The 11,552-nt window shown below is 48.7% G+C and carries 5 protein-coding genes and 5 pseudogenes; 6 read left to right on the top strand and 4 right to left on the bottom strand.

The window, feature by feature from the left end; genetic code table 11:
• Window positions 1-88: 88 nt before the first annotated feature.
• A pseudogene (locus GC087_RS24605) lies at window positions 89-211 on the top strand (transposase); the annotation flags it as partial.
• A gap of 77 nt (window positions 212-288) precedes the next feature.
• On the opposite strand, the gene GC087_RS24600 reads toward GC087_RS24605, so the two are convergent.
• Together GC087_RS24600 and GC087_RS24595 are read right to left on the bottom strand one after the other, a co-directional pair.
• Window positions 289-993: an IS6 family transposase gene (locus tag GC087_RS24600; protein WP_210523159.1), complete on the bottom strand. Its 705-nt coding sequence runs from the start codon at window positions 991-993 to the stop codon at window positions 289-291.
• A gap of 296 nt (window positions 994-1,289) precedes the next feature.
• Window positions 1,290-5,054: a hypothetical protein gene (locus GC087_RS24595; RefSeq protein WP_324030754.1), complete on the bottom strand. Its 3,765-nt coding sequence runs from the start codon at window positions 5,052-5,054 to the stop codon at window positions 1,290-1,292.
• A 339-nt stretch (window positions 5,055-5,393) separates the two neighbouring features.
• Between GC087_RS24595 and tnpA the strand changes: the two genes are divergently transcribed.
• From tnpA to GC087_RS24575, 4 genes and pseudogenes are all read left to right on the top strand, one after another.
• Complete coding sequence (tnpA, locus tag GC087_RS24590; RefSeq protein ID WP_210523155.1) at window positions 5,394-6,017, top strand: IS66-like element accessory protein TnpA; 624 nt, start codon at window positions 5,394-5,396, stop codon at window positions 6,015-6,017.
• Window positions 6,014-6,361, top strand: coding sequence for an IS66 family insertion sequence element accessory protein TnpB (gene tnpB, locus GC087_RS24585; protein ID WP_210523153.1), 348 nt, complete (start codon window positions 6,014-6,016; stop codon window positions 6,359-6,361). Before tnpA ends, tnpB begins: the two co-directional genes overlap by 4 nt.
• A 19-nt stretch (window positions 6,362-6,380) precedes the next feature.
• Window positions 6,381-7,296, top strand: a pseudogene (tnpC, locus tag GC087_RS24580) (IS66 family transposase); the annotation flags it as partial.
• A 49-nt stretch (window positions 7,297-7,345) separates the two neighbouring features.
• Window positions 7,346-8,041: an IS6 family transposase gene (locus GC087_RS24575; RefSeq protein ID WP_210523173.1), complete on the top strand. Its 696-nt coding sequence runs from the start codon at window positions 7,346-7,348 to the stop codon at window positions 8,039-8,041.
• 56 nt (window positions 8,042-8,097) lie between these two features.
• On the opposite strand, the pseudogene GC087_RS24570 reads toward GC087_RS24575, so the two are convergent.
• Window positions 8,098-10,086 (bottom strand): annotated as a pseudogene (locus GC087_RS24570) (TonB-dependent receptor domain-containing protein); the annotation flags it as partial.
• A 299-nt stretch (window positions 10,087-10,385) separates the two neighbouring features.
• Between GC087_RS24570 and GC087_RS24565 the strand changes: the two are divergent.
• A pseudogene (locus GC087_RS24565) lies at window positions 10,386-11,052 on the top strand (IS1 family transposase).
• A 14-nt stretch (window positions 11,053-11,066) separates the two neighbouring features.
• Here the strand turns inward: GC087_RS24565 and GC087_RS25900 are convergent.
• Window positions 11,067-11,246, bottom strand: a pseudogene (locus tag GC087_RS25900) (hypothetical protein); the annotation flags it as partial.
• Window positions 11,247-11,552: the final 306 nt, after the last annotated feature.

Genomic DNA, 11,552 nt, shown 5'->3' with positions numbered 1-11,552 from the left:
ACCTGACGACCATCTCGACGCTATTGTATTAGTTTACTGAATTTGGCCACCTGAACAGAGGTGAGATGCTCGCCTCTGTTCAGGTGCCATAATAAAAAGAAATTTCAGCGCAGAGTTTAAACGCGAATCCGCTCAACTGGTCGTTGACCAGAACTACACCATGGCAGATGCAGCCAGTGCTATGGATGTCGGCCCTTCCACAATGACGCGATAGTGACGCGATGGGTGAAAAAATGGCACTGTTGCAAAATTCGCGATAAGGTAGCCTTTGGTGTTACTGAAAGGCCCTTACATTTCAAAGACTCTGCTCACCAGACGCATCTCGCCCAGGGGATGGCCGAAATAAAATGATTCTGCCTGACCTTTGCGCAGCGCACGCATGACTTCGATTCCCTTTATCGTGGCGTAAGCCGTCTTCATTGATTTGAACCCCAGCGTGGCGCTGATTATCCTTTTCAGCTTGCCGTGGTCACATTCAATAACGTTGTTGTGGTGCTTTATCTGACGATGCTCAACATATGGCGGACATTTTCCTTCACGCTTTAACTGGGTCAGCGCCCGTCCGTATGTCGGGGCCTTGTCAGTGTTGATAATCCGCGGGACCTGCCACTTCTCCACGTTGTTTAATATCTTTCCCAGAAACCGGTATGCGGCTTTACTGTTACGGCGTGGCGAGAGGTAAAAATCAATCGTTCTGCTCCTGCTGTCGACGGCCCTGTACAGATACGCCCAACGACCATTGACCTTCACATACGTTTCATCAATGTGCCACGGGCAGAGATCGGAAGGGTTGCGCCAGTACCACCGCAGCCGCTTTTCCATTTCAGGCGCGAAACGTTGTACCCATCGGTAAATCGTGGTGTGGTCAACACTGACACCGCGTTCAGCCAGCATCTCCTGCAGTTCACGGTAGCTGATGCCGTATTTGCAGTACCAGCGAACCGCCCACAGGATGATGTAACGCTGAAAATGCCGGCCTTTGAATGGGGACATGTGCTGCTCCGTCAGCAAAAAATAATGATCAGTTTACCACTGACTGATATTTGCAACAGTGCCCTTTTTTTTTGATGACGTCTTTCAGCGCGCTTACTGCCGTTAATGCGACAGAGCCCGTTTATGTGACACCACCGCCGTTACTGATTGCGGAAAAATCCAGGTTTCCGGCGTGGAACCCCAATCTTAGCCGAAAATTGCGCTGATTGCGAGCCCGGGGGATTTCGATTGCGAGCCGTTACAATTATCGATATCCAAACTGCCCCCTGGCTAGAAGGTTGAACTTTGCTCATAAGCTACTCTAAAGCTAAAGCGAAAAGTAAATATATAATCTCAGGGTTTTTAAAGTGTTGAGAAATAATTTCTCGCTTGTGCATCTTTTGCATATCACTAAATAATTCAGTTACTAACGCAGAGAATGAATCAGCATTATTTAATAAGAGCTTTGCTCTTACATAGGGGGTTCTATTGAAGAGATCCGTGGCAATTTCTTTTTCTGTTTTTAAGCTAGGAGGTAACGCGATTGCCTCATCGCTATCAAGGATGGCTTTAATTTCTAATGGGGTCATTTCTCCGGATTTTAGTCGGCTTATTTTATTCTCAAGGGATGCATTATCCAAATAGAAAGAATCTACAGTATCTGCCCCCTGATGGGAAGCTTCATGGATAACTGTCGGCACATCATCCTTACTCGAAGATTTCATAAAAAACCTACGGATAGAGTTTTGTTTCTTATAAGCGTTAGTTTTTTTTATATTTATATACATTCGACGAAGTGGATCACCCTTCCACGTTTCAGCAATAATGCCATTGTCATTGTGATTGATGAGCCAAATATTGATGAAATCATCAGAAATATAACTTTCTAATATTTTTTTTGTGGCATCAAGACGATTAACAAATAACTCAATTAATTTTCCTGACTCTGTAGTATTAGGTTCGATATCGAATATTCTATGAAAGCTATTAGTCACGTGATTGGGATGTTCTATGTTCAGTAAGGATTCTTTAACTCTTTCGATCATCATATTTGCACTGCCTATGTCACGCCTTATTTTCAAGGCCACTTTCTTATATTTTATAGAGTGACTTGCCTCTTCGTCATTTAGTCCGTATAGATAAATATTATTCACCCTATTGGTTACCCTAATATCTATTTCTTTTATGATTTTATAATCATTGAAATTATTCGTCCTGAATCCATCTCTGTAATTATTCAGTTTTTGTTGTTTTCCAAATTGATACTTTAATATATTCTCTTGACTATAAGGATGATCATTCCCACCTCTACTCCTCCTGCCTGCCATTTGCCCACTAACACTCCTTTCCTCCGGGATTGAAAAGAATTTATTAGCTTCTTTATCATAGTAACAGAGTATTTTATCCCTATCACTAGGGCCAAGTTGATAGACCTTAGGAAGAATTGGATGGCGTTCAATTTGTACATACCCCTTCTCAAGAAGGATGTATTTTTTATTATCTGCTGATTTTACAATACCTCTACTAGTTATTGGTGTTAAGTTGGCCATATCTAAATTTTTTATATAGTAACACGAAGGGATTGCTTTTTTCAGTTTATCGGATGCATAAGGTATAAATTCTATCCCGCGTCTCATTGATAATGAGAAGTGCTTCCCAAGATGAAATTTATTATCTGCCGAAATGAATATACTATACCCTGTTCTTCTTGGTTTTTTTATGTTATAGACTTCAAAATCAGAATTGTTTAGGGAAATGGCACGAAAGGGAAGAAATTTTCCATTTATTTTTATGCAGTTATATATCCTATTATTTGAGAGCGTCACTCGATACAACTCAGTATCTTTAACATGATTTATACGCTCAAAATGCTCAGCGTCAACTGCAAGCTCAGATATCACTTTTTCTGTTTCTTCTTTGCTAAACACTAAGTTTTCATCCAAAGAAAAATCTTCAGTATTAATTTCTTCTATGTTTCTACGTATAATCCATTCTTCCTCTTTCGTAGAATATTCCACTTCTTTTTCTACATTCTCTCTTGTAGCGAAAAACCTTTCCTTTTTATACGATAACTCCCATCTGTCACCATTGATTTGTGTATAAATTCTCCCTTCGTGAAAAAATATGCCCTTTGGCAGGGAGATTTTCGCATCAGAAACCTTGTTTTTATTATCTCTTTGAATTTTTTCAGTTATTGATTTGGAGAGGAATATTACCTGTTCAGCTATTTCCTTCATAGCTTCTATTTTATCATTTTCTTTTTGTTCTATATCATCAGCCATGAGTTTGAATAATGGCCCCCCCACACTTTGTAAAATAGCTATAGGTTGGGAGTAAGGAAGTAACGTAATAACTGCAGACACAACTTTATCTACAAACATAGTTATATGTTCAATCTTTTCAACATCACCTTTTGTTGGGCATCGTCCTAAATTATTGTAATAATTAATGACCTGAGATTCTTTTGCCAATTCAGTTATCGGGTTTTGTAAGGTTTTACCGATTTGTCTCAATATCTGTGTTAAGGATAAATCTTGCCGTTCTTCAATGCACGAATAATCCAGTTTTTCAATTTTTACATCTTCAGGAGCAGGAAGCTGTGTTTGTTCTTTTGGTGAATCTATTAGCACATGCCGCACCCTGTGTCTGATGCGGTTTTCCATGACATCGTGATGCGGCAGTGAATGGATGCCGAAAGAGTCCTCCAGTGAGTCCCCGCTGCCTAATTGCGGTACAGCCGACTTAATAAGAGCTTCATTCTGCAGTGCAACATTATCAGATGATGAAACATCACGGCTCTTATCTCCTGCTAAATTACCCCCCGGGGCTTCTGGTTCAAGTGTCCGGAACCTGTTCCACAATATTCCCCCTACGGTAAGCCCGGTCAGACCCATAGCAGCTCCAGCTGCTATGACCGTTTTACTCTTCAGGCCCTGTATATATGGTGTTGTCACGGATGCCACAGCGGCACCTGTCACCAGAGGCAGTAAAGCATCCCCGCCACTCCGGCTTGTTTCTGCCGAGGTTACCTGCGTTTCCGGCATGTCGGCGTGTACAGGTAGGCTGTCAGTCTCTTTCGTCAACGGCTCAGGATAAGGGATGGCATCACATTTCGTATTGAAATGCGCGTTGGTTACAACTTTTTCGTTTATTCGCTGGCGGCTCTCAGTCTTAATGTCAGTACAATACAACAGGTCTGAAAGACCACTCTTCTGCCGGAGTTTATCCACAGCCAGATAATGCGCCTGTTCAGGCAAAGAGAGATGAGTATTTCCCCCGGTCGCAGGGGCCGGCCTGTTCTGTACCGTCGCTCGGGTGTAAGCCCCGGGGCTGGCTGTTGAATTTGACGAAAATGCGGTAAGCCGTGGTATTGAGGAAGTGCAGGAAACGGCTGCATCGCATACATCTCTTGTCCATTCTGCCTGGGTATCCACCTCAAAAGCAGGCGCGCGTTGTGATGGGCCGGTATTTTCAGGGATTGCCGCGCCGGACGGGAGACTGCCCGCCATATTTCCCAGCGCAGCCCTGTAATGACTGGCGCGGATAAAAATATTAGCCATAAAGGCCGGGACCTTCAGAACACCGCGCTGCGGGGCACCTGCGTCCTTCATCCAGCGTCCCGCCACAATGGCCGTAATCGCCAGAGCTGTAAACAGATGAATGGAAGTCTGATTTTCTTCGTTGCCTATAAGAGGCTGCAGAAAAGTCTCATCCGTCCATCCGCTTACGGTATCCCGGATAAAGGATGCCAGTCCGGATACCACATTAATATTCTCAGGAAGGTACCAGGATGCCAGCCCGAGAGCATGCAGTGCTGCGGTATCAATATTCCGTCCCTCAGTAACCGCGGTATACAGACTGTTTGCTGCGATAATGAGACTGGCCGGAGTGCCGGGAAGTATTTTAGAAAGGCAGGCAGAAAGCATTTTATTCTCCCCGTATTCCCCAAGAGTACGGACAAGCTGCTGAACACCCCGGCGGCAGTCTTCCGTGAACGGAACCCGCAAATCCGCCGTTTCTCCGGCAGAAGATGACGGCTCAGCCTGATGGTCTTCGCATGCGTCAAACCAGGTCTCTTCCATTTCAACCTGGTCGATGGTGTCAAACCAGATATCCGGGTCTTCCGCGTTTGAACTACCCAAGTATATCCGGGATATATTGTTTGATGAGGTAGGGGTGAGTGGCTTAACAGGTGGCATATAATCCCTTTCTTGATCCATAGTTGGCTGTTAAAACTCCAGTTTATAATCATCAAAAAAATTTTCTGTCAGTAAACAACATTATTTCTGCTGAGTGCCTGAATACGGGATTACTGGACGATGAGTTAACGCTGACCCGTAAGCGTCACAATTAGACCGTCTGTGCAGCAGGCTCCGGTTCCGGGAAAATAGTGTCCATCATTTTTTAATGGACACTATCGCGTGAAACACCGGACATGGCTTCTCGAGGTACTTCGCCTCCACTTTGAAGAAAAACTGCCGCGCATTGAGGCCGGACGCCGGCTAGGCATCCCCAAAACCACGGCCTGCGATCTCTTTGTTCGCTTCAGGAAGGCCGGTCTGTCCTGGCCTTTGCCGCCACGGATCAACGCCAAAAATCTGGATAAACGCCTTTACCGACAGTCATCCCGAAAATCGCCCGGTCTTCCCGTAGCCCCTGCTCCATGTGAGATCACTGTCGCCCCCAAACGATCACGACGTCCCAACTTTCCCCGCGACTTCAAAATCGCACTGGTGGCGCAGTCGATGCAGCCCGGCGTCAGCGTGGCACAGCTTGCCCGTGAAAATAACATTAACGACAATCTCCTGTTCAACTGGCGGCGTCGTTATCAGCAGGAGCTGTCGGGAACCCCGGCCAGCACGCCGGCACTGCTCCCCGTGACGCTGGCCGCTACCGAAAGACCGGTGAGCCCGATCACACTCGCTGCGGAAGAGTCTCCCTGCTGCGAACTGGTTCTGCACGCCGGGACGCTGCGTATCAGTGGAAAGCTGACGCCAGAGCTGCTGCAGATGCTTATCCGGGAAATGCAGGGAGAATGCCGGTGATATCACTCCCCGCAGGCTCACGCATCTGGCTGGTTGCCGGCGTGACGGACATGCGCAACGGCTTCAATGGCCTTGCCTCCAGAGTGCAGAACACGTTACGGGATGACCCATTCAGTGGGCATCTGTTCATCTTCCGCGGGCGTCGCGGCGACATGATAAAGGTGCTGTGGGCGGACCGGGGCGGCCTGTGCCTGTTCACCAAACGGCTGGAGCGGGGGCGCTTCGTCTGGCCGGTGACCCGTGACGGTAAAGTCCACCTGACGCCGGCGCAGCTGTCCATGCTGCTGGAAGGCATTAACTGGAAACATCCGCAGCGGACGGAACGCCCTGGAATACGCATATAACCTGCTGTAAAGTGGGGTTATGGAGACCTCATACCCTGATGAAAACGCCCGGCTCAGGGCGCTGCTGCTGGAGCAGCAGACCACCCTCCGCAAAATGGCGGAGTATAACCGCCTGCTCTCACAGCGGGTGGCGGCGTACGCCAGCGAAATAAACCGCCTGAAAGCGCTGGTTGCTAAGCTGCAGCGCATGCAGTTCGGCAAAAGCTCCGAAAAGCTGCGTGAGAAAACGCAGCGCCAGGTACGCGAGGCAGAGGAGCGCATCAGCGCCCTGCAGGAGGAAATGGCGGAGGTGCTGGGCGAGCAGCATGACCCGGCACTCCCGCAGCCGCTGCGTCAGTCGTCTTCCCGCAAACCGCTGCCCGCCTCGCTTCCCCGCGAAATCTGCACGCTGCCGCCGGCAGAAACCGCCTGCCCGGCATGCGGCGGTGAGCTCAGCGCGCTGGGCTGCGACGTGTCGGAGCAGCTGGAGCTTATCAGCAGCGCCTTTAAGGTTATCGAAACGCAGCGGCCGAAGCTGGCCTGCTGCAGCTGTGACCACATCGTTCAGACAGCCATGCCCTCAAAACCCATAGAGCGCAGCTATGCAGGCCCCGGCCTGCTGGCGCGCATCGTCACGGCGAAGTTCGCGGAGCACACGCCTCACTATCGTCAGTCGGAGATATACCGCCGTCAGGGCGTGGAGCTGAGCCGTGCCACACTGGGGCGCTGGTCCGGTGAGCGAGCTGCTGGAGCCGCTGTACGACCTGCTGCGCCAGTACGTGCTGATGCCGGGCAAGGTGCATACCGACGATATCCCTGTGCCGGTACAGGAGCCGGGCAGCGGTAAAACCCGCACGGCCCGCCTGTGGGTCTACGTCCGGGATGACCGCAACGCGGGTTCACAGCTCCCACCTGCGGTATGGTTCGCCTACTCACCGGACCGGGCTCTGTCGCATTAAGGAGTCGTCAGGTAACATGCAGTTTTTTTTGCGATGTTCCCTGCCCATGTCTCTGATCCGAAAAGCCTTCAAACGCCTGCATTATCCCGTCGATATTATTGCCCAGTGCGTTCGCTGGTATCTGGCTTACTCACTCAGCTTGCGAAATCTTGAAGAGATAATGGCTGAGCGGGGGATTGTCGTTGATCATTCCACGCTTCACCGCTGGGTCATCCGGCTGGTACCACGCTTAGCTAAGGCGTTTCGCCGGTATAAACGTAATCCTGGCCGACGGTGGCGAATGGACGAAACCTACATCAAAATCAGGGGGCAGTGGAAATACCTGTACCGGGCAGTTGACAGTACGGGGCAGACCATCGACTTCCTGCTGGTCGCTAAACGTGATGCGGCAGCTGCTCTGCGTTTCTTCCGCAAGGCTATCCGCAATAACGGGGAACCGGAGGTGGTAACCATTGATAAAAGCGGCGCGAATACCGCGGCTCTGGATACACTCAACGCGGGTAAAGCAGATGAAGAAACCATTATCGTCAGGCAAAGCAAGTATCTGAACAATTTGATTGAGCAGGATCACCGGAACATCAAACGGCGGATACGACTGATGCTGGGGTTCAAATCATTTCGCCGGGCGCAGACGATACTGGCCGGCATTGAGTTAATCCATATGATACGCAAAGGGCAGTATAAACATCCGCAGGGGAACGGGTTGTCACCGGCAGAACAATTCTATCTTTTGATTGACTGAAAAACAGATTACGCAGCTTTTGCTGACTTACTGCCGTTAATGCGACAGAGCCGTCTGTCGTCCCAGGCCAGCCCAACAATGGCTTTAAGCGGGGCTACGCTGTCGAGATCGATGTATTTGTCGCCTAAATAGCTGGACTTCGATTTTCCCTGGTTATAGCCCAAAGCAAAAGTACTGCTCAGTCCGTCAACCTGCGGGAACCAGGCGCCATACTCCACCTTGCTTGAAATCTCTGCCCCGTAGATATAAGCCTTGTCACGGTTTTCAGCCTGAAAACTGGTGTAGATGTTACGTGGCACATTCACGAACATCTCCGGACTGGTGGCGCGGCGATACCGCGTATAGGCAATGAAGTTTTTATACTGGTTATAGAATACGGAGGTGTTGACTGTAATGCCTTTCGTCGCCTGCCCTTTTAGCCCCCATTTAATATTGTCGCTGGTTTCCGTTTTCAGATCGGTATTACCAATCAACGCATATTGCTGACTGCCGGCATAGCTTGACCCCAGATTCCATGAGCCATACAGCTGGCTGGGTGTAGGAAACTCAACACCGCGTTTATACTGGATCCAGGTGGTTAAGGTCGGCATTACATCGTATTGCAACGTTAGAGAGGGCAGCAGTTGGGTATCAGCATTAGTTTTGCTATAGAGCTGCTCAACCTGCTCGCGGGTCAGAACGGTACTGCCGTGAGTCAGATCGCCAAGGTCTTTCGGCTGAGTACGCTGATACATCACCCTGACGCCAGGAATAATGGCAGCGTTATGGTTATCAAGATCAAAGTTAATTTTGTCCTGAAGATAACCTGCAGCTGTCCATGCGCGGCTGTCCGCCTGCGGCTGCGTAATTACACCGGTCGCGTCAGATGGCGGAGCCTGACGAAATGGACGTTCGGTGTCATTCAGCCGCGTGTTAAAACCCGCACTCAACTCATGGCGACCCAGCGTTTTAATGACGCGCGTGTCAAAACCATAGGTGTCAACATTGTAATCAGAATACACAAAGCCAAACTCACTGGGACTGGTTGGCAGATACGTATTGTCGTGGGCCTCAGTTTTCTGCCAGTAGACCCGTGTCGTCAGGGTATCAATCACGGCGTCGTCCGGTGTCCATTCATCAGCGAGATTGATGCCCAAACGACGGGTATCACTCTCTTGCTGTGCGCTTCCCCAGACGGTATTACCTCTGCCATCCCAGATATCGTAATGGCTGTGAAGCGTTTTCTGATAATAATCAACGTTGGCGCTTAATTTATGTTGATCGTTGGGCTGCCAAATCCCGGAAGCCATAAAAGCGTTCGAATGCCAGTTGGCCGGAAAAGCCTGTTTCACATCGCTGTTATTCCGGGTTTGCTGGCCATCGCGGCGACTGTAAACCAGCAATCCGCGCCATTCATCATCGCCTGCAGCTGCCGTTATTCCGTTGTGCCAGCTGTGATCATCTGAACTGTAATTGCTCTGATAACCCAACCAGCTATCCCTGACACTACTGAGGTAATCATCCGGTGATTTATTATGAAATGACACGTTGCCACCAATTGCGGTATTCGGCTGCTCTACAGAGGTTGCTCCTTTCTCAATATCAACGCTGTTAAACATGTAGGGATCGATATAGTCGCGTCCAATTCCAAAGGTATTGTTACCTGAACGGCTAACGTAAGGACGGCCAGTAGCATCCGGAATCGGTATACCGTCGATATCCAGCCCTACCCGGTTACCTTCCAGACCGCGGATGTTATAACCTGTGTAACCGGAACGGTCAAAACCGCTTTTACCTGTTGAGGATCCTCCGGATGCACCGGTGGCGCTAATCAGCGGCTCATAACGCATTATCGAGCCGAAGTCATTGGCTCCACGCCTTTGCAGGTCGCCCGCTGTCAGTGTGGTTTTGCTCCCAGCCTGTTGCTTAGGGGCAATAACGGTCATCGTCGGTTCACTCGCCGCATTGATATCAGCAGCGTAACAGCATGCTGCATGGACGGTTGATGATAAAACTGCCACGCGAAACAGGTGCTGGCAGGTGGTTCCCTGAGGAAGTAAAGACATGTGCGAAATACCTGATTAATAGTTAGTATTCGCTCACTTGCTGGTTTAAATAAAAACGGTTTCTGGTCGAACACCGTAAAAAATTGCTGAAATTGTTATGTCCTTTTTAGTTCGAAAAGAATTTAATGTAATTGAGAATTATTATCAATAGTAACTGATACAAGATTGCTCGTGCACAGCAATAAACTTAGCGCCCAAATAATGAGCAACGCTAACTGAGGTTCATGATATCTGCGCTGGCGATAAGGCTGTCAACTTACTGATTTAGTATATGATGATGTCTTTGAGGTTCCCCTGTAGTGTGTTGTCCTCCCTTGTTTCGTTACTGGAGGTGTGGTGCGTAACGGCAAAAGTATTGCCGATCATCAGTTCTGTCTTAGTTCTCGCTGTCGAAAGACCTGGCAACTGACTTTCACCTACACCGTATCTCCGCCCGGCACACACCAGAAAATTATTGATATGACCCATGAATGGCTTCGGTTGTCGAGCAGGCGCTCGCATTACGTGGATTGGACTTAACACCATTCTCCGCCATTTAAAAAACTCATGCCGTAATCGATAACCTCCCGAATAATTTAGAAAAGTGACGTAATTGTCGGCCCGGAAATGGACGAGCAGTGAGCTACGTTGTAGCTAAGTCACGCCAGCGCTGGCTGATTTACGCTTATGACCGGATACGCAGGATGGTCGTGGCCCGCGTCTTTGTGTACGCACAATGTTTCTGGGGCTGCTGTCGGACTCTGAAGTGATTATATGGATGACGGACGAATGGCCGCAGTATGAGTCACTTCTGAAGGGAATACTGCCCGTAACAAGCAAGGGTTACACGCATCGTATCGGGCGGCATAACATGAACCTGAGCAGCATCTGGCAAGACTGGGTAGGAAGTCGCTGTCGTTGTCTAAATCGGTGGAACTTCATGACAAAGTCATTGGGTATTATCTGAACATAAAACACTGTCAGTGAGTTGGCACCCTTACCCGAAAGGGCATAGCACGCAGAAGCGCAGGCAGGAAACGTTTTACCCATCCGTACTGCTCCACCACTTAATCCTGATAGCTGGTATCCAGTGGGCGGCAAAGTTCGTTAACTTTCTCAACAGGCACCGTAAGACCGGCAACCGGTACGCTGCTGAATATGGTCTTTCGCAACGCTTCTTCATCTTAAACGTCACATCCAGACCACATAGACAATGATATGGCACGGTCGATTGCAAACCTGATTGATATGTAAAAAGATGTGCCCGATTCTGGGAACGCGAAAAACTTCAGCTACAAAATCAGGCTCTTTTACTTTTTATTTACTTAATAATCCGAATTTGTTAGTTGTTAACCCCCTTAATGAACAGCGGGTTAATTAATATGAGTTATATCGGATGTGCACTTTATGCCTCTTTCAGCGCCTTTTTATGGGCTTTTACTGACGAAATGCCTCATCTAATTGCCAGGCTGGGGCGCTGGCTGGTC

It is taken from the genome of Pantoea sp. JZ2, from assembly GCF_035191405.1.
GTDB classification, from domain to species: domain Bacteria; phylum Pseudomonadota; class Gammaproteobacteria; order Enterobacterales; family Enterobacteriaceae; genus Pantoea; species Pantoea stewartii.
The sequence above is the reverse complement of the archived record's forward strand: the minus strand, read 5'-3'. Positions and strand labels throughout refer to the sequence as shown.

What these genes read in the sequence shown, in the direction of transcription:
- GC087_RS24600 (WP_210523159.1), bottom strand. Translation starts at nt 993, where the DNA reads ATGTCCCCATTCAAAGGCCGGCATTTTCAGCGTTACATCATCCTGTGG.
- GC087_RS24595 (WP_324030754.1), bottom strand. Translation starts at nt 5,054, where the DNA reads ATGGAAGAGACCTGGTTTGACGCATGCGAAGACCATCAGGCTGAGCCG.
- GC087_RS24575 (WP_210523173.1), top strand. Translation starts at nt 7,346, where the DNA reads ATGTCTCTGATCCGAAAAGCCTTCAAACGCCTGCATTATCCCGTCGAT.